17 protein-coding genes and 1 tRNA gene are annotated in these 15,375 nt (G+C 65.5%); 14 read left to right on the forward strand and 4 right to left on the reverse strand.

What is annotated here, in order from left to right; genetic code table 11:
• Position 1: 1 nt before the first annotated feature.
• Positions 2–865 (reverse strand): alpha/beta fold hydrolase, encoded by an 864-nt coding sequence (locus ACKY0X_RS08210; protein ID WP_409429031.1) that lies wholly within the window; start codon positions 863–865, stop codon positions 2–4.
• Between the two features lie 114 nt (positions 866–979).
• Here ACKY0X_RS08210 and mddA point away from each other — a divergent pair, with 114 nt between their 5' ends.
• Positions 980–1,747, forward strand: a complete 768-nt coding sequence (gene mddA, locus ACKY0X_RS08215) for a methanethiol S-methyltransferase (RefSeq protein WP_409429032.1) — start codon at positions 980–982, stop codon at positions 1,745–1,747.
• Here the strand turns inward: mddA and ACKY0X_RS08220 are convergent.
• Entirely contained in the window at positions 1,701–2,084 is a 384-nt protein-coding gene (locus ACKY0X_RS08220; protein WP_409429033.1) for a DoxX family protein, read from the reverse strand. The two genes, mddA and ACKY0X_RS08220, sit on opposite strands and share 47 nt — an antisense overlap.
• A gap of 79 nt (positions 2,085–2,163) precedes the next feature.
• Between ACKY0X_RS08220 and ACKY0X_RS08225 the strand changes: the two genes are divergently transcribed.
• A complete protein-coding gene (locus ACKY0X_RS08225; RefSeq protein ID WP_409429034.1) occupies positions 2,164–3,042 on the forward strand; it encodes a sigma-70 family RNA polymerase sigma factor in 879 nt (292 codons plus the stop codon).
• 72 nt (positions 3,043–3,114) lie between these two features.
• On the opposite strand, the gene ACKY0X_RS08230 is transcribed toward ACKY0X_RS08225, so the two are convergent.
• On the reverse strand, positions 3,115–3,267 hold the full coding sequence (locus ACKY0X_RS08230; protein ID WP_046282532.1) for a hypothetical protein: 153 nt from the start codon (positions 3,265–3,267) through the stop codon (positions 3,115–3,117).
• A 175-nt stretch (positions 3,268–3,442) separates the two neighbouring features.
• Between ACKY0X_RS08230 and ACKY0X_RS08235 the strand changes: the two genes are divergently transcribed.
• Positions 3,443–3,516, forward strand: a tRNA-Ile gene (locus ACKY0X_RS08235).
• A 92-nt stretch (positions 3,517–3,608) separates the two neighbouring features.
• On the opposite strand, the gene ACKY0X_RS08240 is transcribed toward ACKY0X_RS08235, so the two are convergent.
• A complete protein-coding gene (locus tag ACKY0X_RS08240) occupies positions 3,609–4,370 on the reverse strand; it encodes a PE-PPE domain-containing protein (protein WP_065040595.1) in 762 nt (253 codons plus the stop codon).
• 399 nt (positions 4,371–4,769) lie between these two features.
• On the opposite strand from ACKY0X_RS08240, the gene ACKY0X_RS08245 reads away from it, so the two are divergent.
• The 11 genes from ACKY0X_RS08245 (at position 4,770) to ACKY0X_RS08295 (ending at position 15,364) form a co-directional block, all read left to right on the forward strand.
• On the forward strand, positions 4,770–5,651 hold the full coding sequence (locus ACKY0X_RS08245; RefSeq protein ID WP_409429035.1) for a hypothetical protein: 882 nt from the start codon (positions 4,770–4,772) through the stop codon (positions 5,649–5,651).
• Between the two features lie 321 nt (positions 5,652–5,972).
• Positions 5,973–7,907, forward strand: coding sequence for an Ig-like domain-containing protein (locus tag ACKY0X_RS08250; protein WP_409429036.1), 1,935 nt, complete (start codon positions 5,973–5,975; stop codon positions 7,905–7,907).
• Between the two features lie 134 nt (positions 7,908–8,041).
• Complete coding sequence (locus tag ACKY0X_RS08255) at positions 8,042–8,971, forward strand: alpha/beta hydrolase (protein ID WP_409429552.1); 930 nt, start codon at positions 8,042–8,044, stop codon at positions 8,969–8,971.
• Entirely contained in the window at positions 8,971–9,828 is an 858-nt protein-coding gene (locus tag ACKY0X_RS08260) for an SDR family NAD(P)-dependent oxidoreductase (protein WP_409429037.1), read from the forward strand. The genes ACKY0X_RS08255 and ACKY0X_RS08260 overlap by 1 nt, the downstream gene beginning before the upstream one ends.
• A gap of 29 nt (positions 9,829–9,857) precedes the next feature.
• On the forward strand, positions 9,858–10,778 hold the full coding sequence (locus ACKY0X_RS08265) for a ferritin-like domain-containing protein (RefSeq protein ID WP_409429038.1): 921 nt from the start codon (positions 9,858–9,860) through the stop codon (positions 10,776–10,778).
• Between the two features lie 18 nt (positions 10,779–10,796).
• A complete protein-coding gene (locus ACKY0X_RS08270) occupies positions 10,797–12,281 on the forward strand; it encodes a flavin-containing monooxygenase (RefSeq protein WP_409429039.1) in 1,485 nt (494 codons plus the stop codon).
• A 9-nt stretch (positions 12,282–12,290) separates the two neighbouring features.
• The gene (locus tag ACKY0X_RS08275) at positions 12,291–13,061 is read left to right on the forward strand and encodes a MerR family transcriptional regulator (protein ID WP_409429040.1); all 771 of its coding nucleotides are present in this window, start codon (positions 12,291–12,293) and stop codon (positions 13,059–13,061) included.
• A gap of 18 nt (positions 13,062–13,079) precedes the next feature.
• Complete coding sequence (locus ACKY0X_RS08280; protein ID WP_409429041.1) at positions 13,080–13,640, forward strand: ester cyclase; 561 nt, start codon at positions 13,080–13,082, stop codon at positions 13,638–13,640.
• A gap of 101 nt (positions 13,641–13,741) precedes the next feature.
• Positions 13,742–14,059: a hypothetical protein gene (locus ACKY0X_RS08285; RefSeq protein ID WP_409429042.1), complete on the forward strand. Its 318-nt coding sequence runs from the start codon at positions 13,742–13,744 to the stop codon at positions 14,057–14,059.
• Entirely contained in the window at positions 14,056–14,628 is a 573-nt protein-coding gene (locus tag ACKY0X_RS08290; protein ID WP_409429043.1) for a carboxymuconolactone decarboxylase family protein, read from the forward strand. Before ACKY0X_RS08285 ends, ACKY0X_RS08290 begins: the two co-directional genes overlap by 4 nt.
• Before the next feature lie 16 nt (positions 14,629–14,644).
• Positions 14,645–15,364: a DUF2652 domain-containing protein gene (locus tag ACKY0X_RS08295; protein ID WP_409429044.1), complete on the forward strand. Its 720-nt coding sequence runs from the start codon at positions 14,645–14,647 to the stop codon at positions 15,362–15,364.
• Positions 15,365–15,375 lie beyond the last annotated feature (11 nt).

Below are 15,375 nucleotides of genomic sequence, written 5' to 3' on the forward strand. Positions count from 1 at the left end.
GCTAGGCGGAGTGCCGCGCCAAAAAGCCCAAGATGGCGTCGGCGAAGACATCGTTGCGGTCCCCGGCGACCATGTGACCGGCCCCGGCAACATCGACGAACTCCACCTGTGGGAACCGGGCCAGGAACTCCTCGGCGTTGGCCGCGCTGACCAGGTCGCTGAGCTGGCCGCGTACCAGCAACATCGGTACACCGCCGTCGAGGATGGTCTGCACCGCGGCGTTGAGCCGCTCGACATCGTGGATCTCCATCGGTCCCTGGTGCTCGGGGCCGCTGATGAACTGCGGGTCCCAGTGCCAGTACCAACGGTCGCCGCGTCGGCGCAGGTTGGTGGTGAGCCCGCCCAGATCGGCGGGGCGGGGCCGGTGCGGGTTGTAGGCGGCGATCGCGTCGGCGACCTCATCGAGGGAGTCGAAGCCGGACTCCATGTTCTCGGCCATGAACGCCTGCACGCGCTGCGCGCCGGAGGCGTCCATGTTGGGCACGATGTCGACCAGCACCACCGCACTGGCGGCTCCCGGCGCCAGTTCGCCGCTGAGCAGCATCGCGGTGCACCCGCCCAGTGAGGCCCCGACCAGGACCGGGTCCGGCGGCAGGGTGCGCAGCACCTCGTGCACATCGGCGGCGAAGCTGACCAATCGGTAGTCGCCCTCGCTTGCCCAATCCGACTCGCCGTGGCCGCGCAGGTCGACGGTGACCGCCTGCCAGCCGCGCTCGGCCACGGCCGCGGCGGCCCGTCCCCAGGATCGGCGGGTCTGCCCGCCGCCGTGCAGGAACACCACGGCGCGCGCGTCGGGGTCACCGTGGCGGTCGGCGATGATCCGGACATCGCCGGGCGCGTGGGTGACGAAGGTTTCCGCGGTCATCTTGGGATAGTAAGCCGACCTTGGTAATGCTCGATCACTTGCCCGACGAAACCTATGGTGACCTGCGGGTTCGGGGGGCTACGATGGCGGAGTCGGCAAATTGGGGAGGGTCTGATGGCCCGTTATCTTGCCCTGGCCTACGGGGCACTCAACTATCTCGGTTTCCTCGCGGTTTTCCTGTACCTGGTCGGCTTTCTCGGCAACTTCGTCGTGCCGCGCAGCGTCGACCACGGCCCGCCGGCACCCGTCGGGTTGGCGGTAGCCATCGATGTCGCGCTGGTGGCGCTGTTCGCGGTGCAGCACAGCGTGATGGCGCGCCCGGCATTCAAGCGCCTGCTGACCCGCGTGGTGCCCGAGAGCATCGAACGCAGCACCTACGTTTTGGCGTCGAATCTGGTTCTGGTCCTGCTGTATTGGCAGTGGCGGCCGATCCCGACGAGCATTTGGAACCTGACGATGCCCGCGGAGCGGGCGGTGTTGTGGGGACTGTTCTGGATCGGCTGGGCGATAGCCCTGGCGTCGACGTTCATGATCAGTCACGTGGACCTGCTCGGGCTGCGTCAGGTGTATCTCGCCTGGCGATCACAGCCCTACTCCCATGTCGGCTTTCACGCCCGGGCCCTGTACCGGGTGGTGCGTCATCCGCTGATGGTGGGGTTCGTGATCGCGTTCTGGGCCACGCCCACCATGACGGCCGGGCACTTGTTGTTCGCGGTCGCGGCCACGTGCTTCATCCTGGTCGCGGTGCAGCTGGAGGAACGCGACCTGGTGGCCGCGCTCGGCGAGCAATACCGGCAGTATCGCCGCCAGGTGCCGATGCTGGTGCCCGGCGGGTTCAGGCGAACGGGTGCAGCACGAATCGGCCCCAGGCCAGGAACGTGAACATCGCGATAAAGACGACGTCGCCGGCCATATAGGTCCACTCGCTGCGGCGGAATCGGGTGGTGGCGGCACCGGCCATGAACAGCATCAGGCCGGTGGCGGCGAGCGGCACCAGCAGGGGTGCCACACCTACGGCGGCCGGGAGAACCAGGCCAGTCGCGCCGGCCAGCTTGATGGTGCCAATGGCTTTGAGGTGGCCGTCGCCGAAATCGTCGACCCAATGCTGATTGGCCCCCAGCGCGCGGTACTTCGCCCGGGGCAGCAGTAGCAGGGCGGCGCCGCCGATGGCGTATGCGGCAGCGACGACGCCGGCGATGATCCACAGGGCGGTGTTCATGGCGTACTCCTTCGTGGTTACCTCGGTCGGGTGGGGTTCGTCATTACCTATGACGGACCGCGACCACGAGAGGTAACCGATGACCACCGAGACGCAGCTGGCACAGGCCTTCGAGCAGCAGCGTCATCGCCTGCTGGCGTTGGCGTACCGGGTGCTGGGTTCGGGGTCCGACGCCGAAGATGCGGTTCAGGAGGCCTGGCTGCGGCTGTCGCGCCAGGACGTCGACGTGATCGACAATCTGCCGGGGTGGTTGACGACGGTGATCAGCCGGATCTGTATCGACACCCTGCGTTCGCGCACCGCCCGGCCCGAAGTCTCGATCGATCAGGACCTGCCCGACTTGGTCGTGACCGATGACCGCGACACCCCCGAAGATGCTGCGGTGCTGTCGGATTCAATCGGGCTGGCGCTGCTGGTCGTGCTGGGGTCGCTGCGACCCGAGGAACGGCTCGCGTTCGTGCTACACGACATGTTCGCCGTTCCCTTCGCCGAGATCGGGCCGATCGTCGGGAAGTCCGCTGATGCCGCCAAGATGCTGGCCAGCCGGGCTCGCCGCAAGGTCCAGGATGTACCCACGCCGGCAGGGGATCGGCGTGTGCAGCGCGAGGTCGTCGACGCCTTCCTGGCTGCCGCACAGGGCGGAGACTTCGAGGCACTGCTGGGGGTACTCGACCCCGACGTCACCTGGCGTCAGCACACGGTCCGCGGGGTGACCGTGACAACCGGATCCAGTGCGGTCCTAGACGCGGTACGCCGAGGGCAGGGGGCCCGCATCACCGCGCGCCGTGTCCTGGTCAACGGCGAGCCGGGAATCTTGGGCTGGGGCCCGACGGGCCGGCCGCTGGCTTTGATGGCGTGCACGGTCCGAGATGGTCGGCTGGTGGGCATCGTGTCGATCGCCGACCCGGTTCGGTTGGCCGGCATGGATCTGCCCGATCCGCCGGCCAGCAGCAAGTAGCCCGCCTGCTGATGAGGAAGGCCCCGCTGATGCGGAGCCTTCCTCATCGATTGCGTATGGGTTGGTGAGTGATCAGTGCTCGTCGTAGTGGTCGCCGTGAGCGGCGTGACGATGACCATCGTGTAGGTAGTCCACGTGGTCGCCGTGCTGAATTGCCTCGTGGCCGCAGTCGGGGCCGTGGGTGTGTTCGGTGTGGGAGTGGGTCTGGTGCTCTGTCGTGTTCATGGCAGCGACGCTACATGACATATGCAGACATTGCAATATGAAGATGATTAGACGTGTCGTCGGTGCGTGACATGGCGGACGAGCTCGGCGGTTCCCGGACGTGGATGGGGACGACGGCGCGTGGAGACGCCGCTGGCGCGGCATGGCACGATGGTTCCCGCGCACATGCGTATCAGGGGCGGTAGCTCAGTTGGTTAGAGCCGTGGACTCATAATCCATTGGTCGCGGGTTCGAGCCCCGCCCGCCCTACAACGTTTCATTTCATGCCATGCAGCGATACTGACGTCCCCCAGGCGGGTGTTGAGCCGAGCGTCGCCCGGCCCAACCACCTCACCTAGCGGTCACACGGCAAAGAACGAGTTGAACAGCGCTTGGATCAGGTCGCCGGTGTCGAGCGTTGGAATGTCGTTGAACGTGGTCAACCCGTCGACAGTCGATGTGGCTGAATCGATTTGTTCTGGCGTCAAACCCAGGTAGACCTGATGGAGCGCCAGGCCGTAGAGCAGGTCCTGCCAACTAGTGTTTCCGAACAGCAGGTCCCACCAGCTCTTGCCCAAGTTGTCCGCGAAGACGTCACCTTGGATGTTGAACACTTCGGTGGGGTACAGGTCGGTGGGGACCGCGGCGGGGTTGGCGCCGAGCATCACGAAACGCAAGGCGTCGGTGGGGACGCCGGCATCAGCGAGTTGCTCCTGGGCGTAGGAGGCGATGAGGCTGCTCTGGGAGTAGGTGAAAATGGTCAGCGGGTCGCTGCACACGCCCGAGGCGTCGCAGCCCATCTCGCCGGCGTTGTAGTCGGCGAGGATCGCGTCGACGAGGATGGCTTGCCCCTCCGGGACGCTGCTCAAGAAGTCCCAGCTGTTGGGCATGCTCAGCGCCTCGGAAGACGCGACGGTGCCGCCGTAACCCAGCGGATCGAGGTACAGATCGATTCCGTTGCTGATGTAGTTGGCGGTCGGTGTCGCGATGCCCGTCGGGCCCAAGACCAACGCGTCGGTTGAGCCATAGAGGAAGTCGTACTGGTTGTCGTTGGCGGCGTTGGCTGCACCGGCGAACGCCAACGCGGCGCCACATAGTGCGACGCCGAAGATGATTTTCTTCATCGATCCCCCTTGTTCGGAGCGATAACTGGTGGTGTCGCCAAGTTGGTTGCACGGCAAGCGATTACGCCGCCCGACATGTCCCCAGCAGATGTCGGACCGTACACTGTGCCGCCAGTTGGCAACTGACAGGATTGTTGCAACTGGCGTCAATTTTCGTCTTGGAATTTGACAGATCCGCTGAATCAAATCCTTAACGTCCGGCCCGCTGATGTGCTAAAGGAGGCTGCGGTCCGGCATAAGAAGACTTAGGTCCGTTCTTGAGGACTCGGTTGGTAGGCGATGGGCGGCCACGGGATTCGCCGTTTGCCCTGCAAGTGGCGTTCCTAAAAATCACTCATTCTCACGGTCAACCAGCGTGCCCAGAGTTACCGTAGTGGCTCCTGTCATGAAATGAGTGTTGTGGGATCAGTCAGTCACTCCCGGGTCGCCGTCGGCATCGCAGCACTGGCCGCGGGTGCCCTGATCGCGACGCCGTCGGTGGCGCCGCCCCCTGCCGTCGTCGCCCGTGCAGTCGAGCTGACGGCCAGTCCGTTTGACCCGTATGTGGACCTGGTCACCAACACCTTCAACAATCTGGGCACCATCGGCGCACACTGGCTGGAAGATCCGCTGCCCATCATGGTCCAACTGGCCACCAACGGGTTTGACTACGCGCAGCGGACTTTCGAGGCATTCGGGGCCACCGCCCAGTCATTCGTCGACGGGCTGATCAATCTGCCCGACCAACTCGACACCCTGTTCAGCGCCATCTCGTCGAGCGAAATCACCGCGGCGTTGGGGCAGGCGATCAGCATCGTGATTAGCGCCTTTCCGGTCCTGGGGCTGGTGGACCGCCTAGTGGCGATTCCCATCGACATCGTCGGCAATATCGTGAACGCGGCCATGGCCACGCTGCACGCAGTGCAGGTGCCGGTCGGGCTTGCAGCGCTCAGCTCCCTGCAGGCCGTCATCGCCGAATTCGAGACGCTCGCCCGCAATTTCGTGGATGACCTGTCGGCCGGCGACATCATCGGTGCGCTGTTCGGGCTGATCGGCGCGCCGGCCGACCTCCTCAACGCCTATCTCAACAGCGAAGCCCCGGGCCTGGCCGGCCTGCTGGCGCCCTTCGAGGATGTGAACCAAACGGGTTTCGTCGATGCCGTGGTGAACTATCTGCCGCGCGCTGTCGCCGAGTCGATCGGTGCTTCGTACTCGCCGATCGATGCTTCGCTGCCGCCGGACCTCGGCGACCTCGACCTGGGGGACTCGGGCGAGCCGAGCGCACTGCTGGCGGACTTCTGAACCATTCGGCGTGCGCGCCGCACCGAATGGCGAACTCTTCGAGTGAGTGCAAGCCAAGTTAATCCGAAGAATTCATTGAGTTCGATCTGTGATCGTGTCGTGTTACCACTGTGATTTCTGTTGCCCATTGTTACGGAAGTTGCCTGAGGGGTCCGGGGGTCGTAACCGTGAGGAGTTTGGCCTGTGGTCGATGGGGCGACAGTTCAGCGTTTTCGGCGCCACGTTGGGTGGCCTGCCACGACCAGGCTCGCCACCCGCCGGCTGCGCTGGACCGCGGTAATCGCGGTGCTGTCGGTACTTTCCGGAGGAGTCGGGGCCGCGATGGGGTTTCCCGGGGTGGCGTCGGCAGCGGGCGCTGAGCCGCAGAACGTGGTGGCCGTGACGACCACCGCCACCCCGGTTAGCGCGGGACTGGTTGCCGTTCCGGCGAATCCGGCCACGCAGTTCGCCATCGTCACCCCACCCGCGCACGGCACGGTGACGGTCACCGGCGCCACGTTTACCTACACCCCGGCCAACGGTTTCGTCGGTACCGATGCCTTCAGCTACGCCACCACCGACGGCTCGGGGGTCTCGACGCCGGCGACCGTCGGTATCACGGTGATGTCGCCGTCTTCCGCGCCGCCATCGCTGGCCACCGCCTGTACTGACCTAGGCCCGGCGTTCACCCCGGTGTGTACGGCGATCGGCAGCGTCACCGACCCGCTGGTGAACGCCTGCAGCACAGTCGGTTCCGTCGAGGCGTGCAGTTGGTTCGGCGGCAACAAGCACGGACTGATCAGCGCCTGCTTCGATGTCGCCACCGGTCAGCTGGCGGCGACCTGTAAGACGCTTGATGCGGCGGCGCAGCTGGTAGCCAGCCAGTGCCGGGCGATCAACGGCCCGATCGACTATTGCGCCTTGCGCAACGGCAGCCCCATCGGCAATCGCTCGGTACAGGCGTACTTGGCCGGGCCGGTGCACAAGGCGCTGGCGCAGCAGTACCGGCTGAACCTGACGCTGCCGCTGGGGGAGGCCCAGATACCTGCCACCCACAACTCGTTCAACTACACGAATGCCAATGTTCCGCCGACGTTGTCGGGCATGGATCCCGACCAGTTGTACTCGTTGGTCGACCAACTCGACTTGGACATGCGGTTCATCGAGCTCGATCTGCACTGGTACCCCAGCCTGGGTGCTCCCGGCGGCTACGCCCCAATCCTGTGTCACGGCTTCGACAACCACCTGGGCTGCACCTTCGAACGGACCGCGGCGTCGGGCTTGCAGGAGATACGGCGCTGGTTGGACGCTCACCCTGATCAGGTGATCGTTCTCTACATCGAGAATCGGCTCGATGACCCGGTCGACGACATCACCAAGTCGTTGCCGGCCGGGGCCGCGGTTATCGAGAGCACGCTGGGCAGTACCTCGGCGCGTGACCTGCTGTTCCGCCCCTCGCAGGTGCAGCCCGGCTCCTCGTGCGAGACCCAGCCGATTCCGCGGGACGTGAGCATGGCCCAGATCCTCGCGAGCGGCAAACAGGTGCTGCTTTATACCAACAGCGGTTGTGGCCACAATGCGGCGTGGGACGCGCTGGGCTTCAACGACAGCAACGTCGAGGAGAAGGGGAGGCCGGTCACCGTCCAGTACCCCGACTGCCACTTCAGCAGAGCGCAGTACGAGAGCTCGTACACGCGGTTCTTCGACTCCAGCACCCTGGTCGACGTGCTCGCCGGTGGCGGCAATGCCCAGCCGATGACGTCGGCCGATATCCACGAGATGATGAAATGCGGTGCCAACGCGCCCGGCCCGAACTTCGTGGACCCACACGCCGACCAGCTGGCGGGCTTCGCCTGGAGCTGGTCCTACGGTCAACCGCTGTCCAGCCCCACCCAACAGTGCGCCGTGCATAACGGCGACGGTCGCTTCCAGGCCGAGGCCTGCGGCCAGTTCCTGCGCTACGCCTGCCAGGCGCCCGATGGCTGGCATATCAGCTCCGGCGCCGGCCAGTTCGCCGGTGGAGCCCTGGCGTGCGTCGGGCAGGGCGCCTTCGCCGTACCTCGGACCGGGTATCAGAACGAACTGCTCAAGGCAGCCAAGGCCCAGGCCGGCGTCGACCGGGTCTGGTTGGCCTACACCGCCGGCAACGACGGCAACTGGAGCATGGGATCAACGCCACCGCCGGCCCCGTCGACCCAACTGCGGCCGGCCACGCCGAGCCTGCCGCCGTATCAAACGGAGGTGCCCGAGCTGCTGGGCCCGGTCACGGTGTCCTAAGGCTGCCCGGCACCTATACACCGCAAATCGTGCCATTGACAAATGGCACGATCGCTGGTGTTGTGTGTGCCGTGACGGAACCCGATGGCTTGCCCCTGCCGCCAGTACCCACGCGCGCATCACTGCGAGCCGTGGTGGCCGGCGTGTCCACACGCTGGACATTGCACGTTCTCAACAACATGATTCCGATGAATCGGCCGGGTATCGCGTTCGCGCGCGGCCTGATCGCCACCATCATGGGAACGCTCGGCTCGACGCCGGCCGGAACCAGGGTCATTCAGGTTCGCGAGGCAGGGGTGCGCGGCGAATGGGTGCTCGGGCCCGGCGTTGAGTTCGGCCGGCGGGCGGGTTACTACGTGCACGGCAGCGGATACGTGTTGTGCTCGACGCGGACCCACCGCAAGCTGGTCGCCAGGCTCTCGGAGGCAACCGGCCTGCCGATGTTCTCCGTGGACTACCGCCTGGCTCCCGAGAACCCGTTCCCGGCGGCCGCCGACGATGTCGAGGCCGGCTACCGGTGGTTGCTGGCCCAGGGATACGCGGCCTCCGAGGTCGTGATCGGTGCGGACTCCGCCGGCGGCCACCTGACCTGCGACATGTTGCTCGCACATGCCGACGAGCCGCAGTTTCAGCCGGCTGGCGTCGTACTGTTCTCGCCGTTGATCGACCTCACGCTGAAGCTGGCCGAGCAGCAGGAGAAGGTACGGCGTGACCCCGCGGTGTCGGCGGCCTCGGCGCGCCGGCTGGTGGAGCTCTACGTGCGGGGCCAGGACCCCGACAATGTGCGCCTTCGGCTCGATTTCGGCCGGGCGGATCGGCTGCCTCCGGTGTTCACGCAGGTGGGTGGCTTCGAGATCCTCAGCGCCGACTCGCGCTACCTGGACGCGGAGATCCGCCGGAACGGCGGAGCCAGCACCTTGGAGGTATGGCCGGGAATGGTGCATGTATTCCAGGCCCTGCCGCGGCTGGCCCCGGAGGCCAAGCCCGCGTTGCGCCGCGTGGCGGCCTTCATCGCCGGCGTCTACGCCGACCAGCGATCCGACGAGCTGGGGGCGGCACGCTGATGTTCGGACTCGACACGGTGCTGTCCCTGTTTCGCAATGATCGACGGACAGTCAACGCCAAGGCCGTCGTCACCGGAGCAGGCAGTGGTATCGGGCGGTCGTTCGCCCTGGAGCTGGCTCGCCGCGGTGGCGAGGTCATCTGCGCGGACATCGACGAGGCACGCGCGGCCGAGACGGTGGCGCTGATCGAGCAGCTGCCCACCGGTGCCGGACACGCGGTGCAGTGCGACGTCTCCGACCGTGCCGCCGTCGAGCGGCTGGCTGAGCAGGCTCGCGCGGTATTCGGCGGTGCGCCGACCCTGGTCATCAACAATGCCGGCGTCGGTATCGGGGGAAAGCCCGTGGGCGACATCGGATTCGAGGACTGGGACTGGGCCCTTGGCATCAACCTGTGGGGCGTGGTCTACGGCTGCGAGGTCTTCACCCCGCTGCTGCGCGAGGCCGGACGCGGCGGAATCATCAACGTGGCCTCAGCGGCCGGATTCGCCGCAGCGCCCTCGATGGCGGCATACAACGTGTCGAAAGCCGGGGTGATGTCGCTGTCGGAGACCCTGGCAGCCGAACTCGGCGGCACCGACATCGCCGTCACCGTGCTCTGCCCGACCTTTGTCAAGACCAACGTCTTCACCGACGGCCGGATCACTCCGGGCTCGATGAGCCTGAGTCAGCAGTTGGCCCGCTGGACCGGGTTGTCTGCCGACAGTGTCGCGGCGCGCACGCTCGACGCGCACGACAGCGACCGGCTGTATGTGGTGCCGCAGATCGACGCCACCGTTATCTGGCACCTGAAGCGACATTTCCCCGCGCTGTACGCCCGTGGCGCCGGCCTGCTCGGCCGCGTCCTTCCCAAGAACTGACCCGTCTCGCGAAAGGAATACAGCCGATCATGGCGATGAACCTCGATGACATGCTGCAGAAGATCAAGGACAAGCAGTGGGCCTTGGTCGACATCGACTGGGACGCCCCCGGGGCCGAGCTGATCGAGCCAGAGCTGTGGGCCAAGCTCAAGCCGTTCATGACCGACCTGATGTGGATCGAGAACGTCGGCGCACGCGGTTTCGCGGCGCTCGCCAAGAAGGCCCCGACCCCAACCCTGAAGAGCATCTACGAGCACTTCCACGCCGAGGAGCAAAAGCACGCGAACGCCGAGCTCGCATTGATGCGACGCTGGGGAATGCTGGACGACGACGAGATTCCAGCTCCGAGCGTCAACGTCCAGCTGGTGATCACCTGGCTGGACAAGTTCTCCGACAGCATGTCGCTGTCGATCCTGGGCACCGTCATCCCCATGCTGGAAGTGGCCCTGGACGGTGCGCTGATCAAGTTCATCACCGACGAGGTCAAAGACCCGGTGGCCCAAGAGGTCTTCAAGCGGATCAACTCCGACGAGTCGCGTCACCTGGCGGTCGACTTCGAGGTGATGGACATTCTGGGCCACGCCAGCATGCGGAAGCTGGCCGTCGAGTTGGTCGGCAGCTGGATGAACCCCGCGCTGCTGATCGGCACGTTGAGCTATTTCCCGCTGCTGAACAAGATGCGCGACAACATTGTGGCGATGGGCGTCAACGAAGAACGTCTCTACCAGGCGATGCGCCGCTTCCAAAGCGTCGGCGAACGAAGCGCCTTCGCTCGCCGGGTGCCGATGTATCAGTTCATCTCCTGGCACGGCAAGAAGGTGATCGACCGCAGCTCGAAGTACCACTGGCTGGCCGATTCCCTGGTCAAGATCACCGGCGTCATCCCGCCCGGGTTGGTGCACAACACCCCAACCTGGTCGCAGGAACTGACCTACGAGCCGGTCGCGTAAGTAAGAGGAACGATCACTGTGACTATCTCAACAGCCATCATCGGCGCCGGCTTCGCCGGCATCGGTGCCGCCATCCGCCTCAAAGACCAGGGAATCACCGACTTCGTCCTGTTCGAACGGGGCTCGCGGGTCGGCGGAACCTGGCGCGACAACACTTACCCGGGTGCAGCCTGCGACATCCCGTCGCGGCTGTACTCCTACAGCTTCGCCCCCAACCCCGACTGGTCGCACACCTACTCAGGCAGCGCCGAGATCCTCGGCTATATCGACACCATGGTCGAATCCTTCGGAATCGCACCGTATATCCGGTTCGAGCACAATGTCTCCGGGATCAGCTACGACGCGGAAGCGGGCGAGTGGACCATCGACCTGGATGGCCGGGAAGCGGTGCGCGCCAAGTCTGTCATCGTTGCCTCCGGGCCGCTGGCTAATGCCAGTTTCCCGAACATCCCGGGCATCGAGGACTACGAGGGGCGCAAGATCCATAGCGCCCGCTGGGATCACGACTACGACTTCACCGGCAAGAAGGTGGCCGTGGTCGGCACCGGTGCCAGTGGGGTGCAGATCATCCCCGAACTGGTCAAGGTGGCTGAGTCGGTCAAGGTCTTCCAGCGCACCCCGGGATGGGTGCTGCCGCGGCTCAACACGGCCACCAGTGGCTGGCTGAAAAGGATCTACAAGGATGTGCCGCTGGCCGAGAAGCTGATGCGGTCGGCCTGGTTCTGGGGCCACGAGTCCGTCGCGGTCGGCGTGGTGTGGGACAGCCCCTTCACCAGGCTGGTGGAAGCCCTGAGTCTGGCGAACCTGCGCGCGCAGGTGAAGGATCCGTGGTTGCGCCGACAGCTCACACCGGACTTCTCCGCGGGCTGCAAGCGCCTGCTGATGACCAGTGATTACTACCCAGCGCTGCAGAAGGACAACTGCAAGCTGGTCACCTGGCCCATCGCCCGGTTGTCACCCAAGGGAATTCGCACCGTCGAAGGCATCGAGCACCAGTTCGACGCCATCGTTTTCGCCACCGGCTTCGAGGTGTCCAAAGCCGGCACGCCGATCCCCATCACCGGTATCGATGGTCGCGACCTGGCGGCGGAGTGGAGCAGGGGTGCCTACGCCTACCGCAGTGTCGCGGTATCGGGCTATCCGAATCTGTTCTTCACCTTCGGGCCGAACTCCGGCCCCGGCCACAGCTCCGCCCTGGTCTACATGGAGGCGCAGATCGACTACATCGTCGGCGCGATCTCGAAACTGCTGCAGTACGAATGGAAATCGCTCGATGTACGGCCCGAGGTGCAGGACCGCTACAACCAGGACATCCAGCGGCGCCTGAAGACCACCACGTGGAACTCCGGATGCCAGAGCTGGTATCTGACCGAGGACGGCTTCAACGCCACTATGTTCCCTGGTTTCGCCACACAATTCGTCAACCAACTCAAGACGCTGGACCTGGAAGACTTCAAGATCACCGCCGCGACGACAAGCAGTGACCCGGTCCTGACTGCCTAGGATGTGACAGTGACCGAGTACCGGATCGACGATCTTGCGAGACAGGCTGGGACCACCACTCGCAACGTCCGGGTGTACCAGGAGAGCGGTCTGTTGCCCCGGCCCCAGCGCCGGGGCCGGGTCGCGATCTACACCGACCGGCACTTGAAGCAGTTGCAGGCGATCATCCGTTTGCTCGGCGAGGGATTCACCGTCAAACACATCCTGAAGTTCCTGACCGGGCTGCAGCGCGGCGAAGCCTTGGTCGAGGTCCTGGATCTGGCTGATCTGGGAGAGTTGGTGACCGCGCCATGGTCACGCCCGGTGTCGCAGACCATGACGCGCGACCAGTTGGAGGCGCGGCTGGGCCGGTTGGACGATCCCCTGCTGCGGCGCCTGGCCGCCAGTGGAGTCATCGAGCCGACCGATGCCGACGACGTCTACCGGGTGACCGACACCGAACAGATCGACGATCTGGCCACGCTGATGTCGCGGGGGATGCCCCTGGCGGCGATGCTGGAGACCGTGACCGCCGTCGACCAGAGGTTGGACGACGCGGCCGAATTGCTGACCCGCAGCGGACATGCCGAGGTGGTCCGCCAGCGCGGGCCCGGGTGGTTGCCGACCAACGACGACGAACTCGCCTGGGCCGCGGACCTGGTCGGCGCCATGCGCAGGGTGGCACGAAGGTCGGCGCACGCCAGTCTGGACCGGGCGTTTGATGCGGCGGTGCGCGCCGAACTGCGGCAGTATCGGCAGGCGAGCCATGAGCACGAGGGGCGCTTGCAGGACAACGCCTGACTCCATAAGGGGAACACCGTGACCGACCGCTACGCCATCCCGTCCGTTGAGGTTCTGCAGGCCCGCGAGAAGCTGGTCCTGGATCATTTCCGGGACGAAGTGCGTCAGGACTGGGACGACGTGCTGGCCACGTTCCCGCATCCCCACTACGAGATCATCCCGACGCTGACCGTGCACGACGGCGACGCGGAAGTGCGCGGGTACTACCACGACACCCGGGTGGCCTTCCCGGACCAGAATCACGAGATCATCGCGCTGCGCCACAGCGCCGACGCGGTGATCGTCGAATTCTGGCTGACCGGAACACATCTGGGACCGCTTGGCAGTGTTCCGGCCACCGGATCACGTCACCGCACCCGCATGACCGCCTACTTCGTCTTCGATCAGCACGAGAACCTGGCGATCGAGCGCATCTATTTCGACACCGTGTCCATGGTCAAACAACTGCTCGGCGGCATCAACCTGCGCGATCCGCGCTCCTGGCCGCTGGTCGTCCGCGTCGTGCGGGGCCTGCTGCGCATGTCGGGAGCACCCGATCCCAGCCTCGTCCACACCCCGCCGGCGGATCTGTCGCGCTGAACCGCCCAGCTCTGGACCGCACGCGCCGTGCGGTCGCACAATGGACGGGTAGTGACCAGTCGACGTCGCCCCGCGCGGGACGAGGAGGTCCACGAAAACCCATGTCCGACATCACCGAACTACACCAAGCGCTGCTGGCCCGCGTTCTCGGTCAAAGCGGGAGGGCGCCGGTCGAACTACGCCGGGCGGCTTATGACAACGCCGGTCTCGAGGAACCGATCAGCAGCCTGATCGACAAGGTGGCCCTGCGCTCCTACAGCGTCGCCGACGAGGACGTTGCCGCCGTCGGAGCCGCAGGCCTGAGCGAGGACCAGATTTTCGAGATCGTGGTGTGCGCCGCGGTCGGCCAGGCGACCCGGCAGTACACCAGCGCACTGGAGGCGCTGGCCGCTGCCACCGACGAGCGGGCGACGCGATGAGACTGACCGTCCTCGATCGCGGCCACCGGCTACGCACCAAGGCCCTACTGGGCATGATTCGGCTGGTGTCACGCCAGCCGGTTGTCGACGCCGTCAAACTCGCGTTCCATCGCCCGGAGTTCTACGGCGGTGGTCCGCTGACCAACGAGGCCATGCGCGGGCCGTCGGCGTGGACCATAGGGGAGCGCGAACTCATGGCCGCCTACGTCTCGAAGGTCAACGACTGCCCGTTCTGCGTCGCGGCGCACACGGCCACCTCCAACATCTGCTACGACGACGCGACCGCAGCCGCCACCCTCGCCGACCTGGACACCGCCCCGATCAGCGACGAGCTGCGGGCCACCCTTCGCCTGCTCGGTAAGCTGACGCGCCAGCACCGCGTCGACGCCGACGACATACGGGCCGTGCTGGCGAGCGGTGTCACTGCCGCGCAGGTCAAGGACGCACTGGCGGTCGGTCTGGTCTTCAACATCACCGATCGGTTGGCCAACGCCTTCGACTTCGAGGTGGCCGGCCCGGCCGCCATGGCGGCCGGTGCACGGCATCTGGTGAAACGTGGTTACGGCTAGCTAGACTGTTGTGTTCATGGCCATCCGGCGCGCGGTGCTCGTCATCGCCGACATCGGCGGATACACCGCCTACATGAACTGGAACCGGACCCATCTGGTGCACGCCCAGATGGCAGTGGCCGCTCTGCTGGAATCGGTCATCGATGCCGCTAAGGGCATGAAACTTGCGAAGCTGGAGGGCGACGCCGCCTTCTTCTGGGCGCCCGACGGTAACGCCCAGGTGCTGGTCAGCGAGCGGTTGTCGCGGATGCATCAGGCGTTCCTGAATCGTCGGGCCCGTATCGAGAACGGCCGCAACTGTCACTGCGAAAGCTGCGAGCAGCTGATGAACCTCTCGTTGAAATTTGTTGCGCATGAGGGCGAGGTGGCCGAGCAGAAGGTTAAGCGCCACACCGAACTTGCCGGGGTCGACGTGATCCTGGTGCATCGGATGCTCAAGAACCTGGTGCCGGTTCCCGAATACGTGTTGATGACCGATGCCATCGCGCAGCGGCTGGACGAGCCGGTTCGCGCCGTGTGCACGCCGCTACTGCACGACTTCGAGGGACTGGGCCAAACGTCGACCTACTACTTGGATCTCGCAAAGTCGGCGGTCGAGCCGCCGGCAGACGCCATGGGATTTCGCGGCAGAATGCGATTTCGGTGGAAGGCGCTGCCGTTCGTAGTCGGAGCCAAGCAGCCCTGCGAGGGATTCCGGGGACTGGGCCGCGCTGCCCCGGAACTGTCGAAGGGCTGATGGCGGTCGGT

This window comes from Mycobacterium sp. SMC-11 (assembly GCF_046250095.1).
Classification (GTDB): domain Bacteria; phylum Actinomycetota; class Actinomycetes; order Mycobacteriales; family Mycobacteriaceae; genus Mycobacterium; species Mycobacterium heraklionense_A.

Coding starts and splice junctions, on each gene's coding strand:
- ACKY0X_RS08210 (WP_409429031.1), bottom strand. CDS start 865: ATGACCGCGGAAACCTTCGTCACCCACGCGCCCGGCGATGTCCGGATC.
- mddA (WP_409429032.1), top strand. CDS start 980: ATGGCCCGTTATCTTGCCCTGGCCTACGGGGCACTCAACTATCTCGGT.
- ACKY0X_RS08220 (WP_409429033.1), bottom strand. CDS start 2,084: ATGAACACCGCCCTGTGGATCATCGCCGGCGTCGTCGCTGCCGCATAC.
- ACKY0X_RS08225 (WP_409429034.1), top strand. CDS start 2,164: ATGACCACCGAGACGCAGCTGGCACAGGCCTTCGAGCAGCAGCGTCAT.
- ACKY0X_RS08230 (WP_046282532.1), bottom strand. CDS start 3,267: ATGAACACGACAGAGCACCAGACCCACTCCCACACCGAACACACCCAC.
- ACKY0X_RS08240 (WP_065040595.1), bottom strand. CDS start 4,370: ATGAAGAAAATCATCTTCGGCGTCGCACTATGTGGCGCCGCGTTGGCG.
- ACKY0X_RS08250 (WP_409429036.1), top strand. CDS start 5,973: ATGGGGTTTCCCGGGGTGGCGTCGGCAGCGGGCGCTGAGCCGCAGAAC.
- ACKY0X_RS08260 (WP_409429037.1), top strand. CDS start 8,971: ATGTTCGGACTCGACACGGTGCTGTCCCTGTTTCGCAATGATCGACGG.
- ACKY0X_RS08265 (WP_409429038.1), top strand. CDS start 9,858: ATGGCGATGAACCTCGATGACATGCTGCAGAAGATCAAGGACAAGCAG.
- ACKY0X_RS08285 (WP_409429042.1), top strand. CDS start 13,742: ATGTCCGACATCACCGAACTACACCAAGCGCTGCTGGCCCGCGTTCTC.
- ACKY0X_RS08290 (WP_409429043.1), top strand. CDS start 14,056: ATGAGACTGACCGTCCTCGATCGCGGCCACCGGCTACGCACCAAGGCC.
- ACKY0X_RS08295 (WP_409429044.1), top strand. CDS start 14,645: ATGGCCATCCGGCGCGCGGTGCTCGTCATCGCCGACATCGGCGGATAC.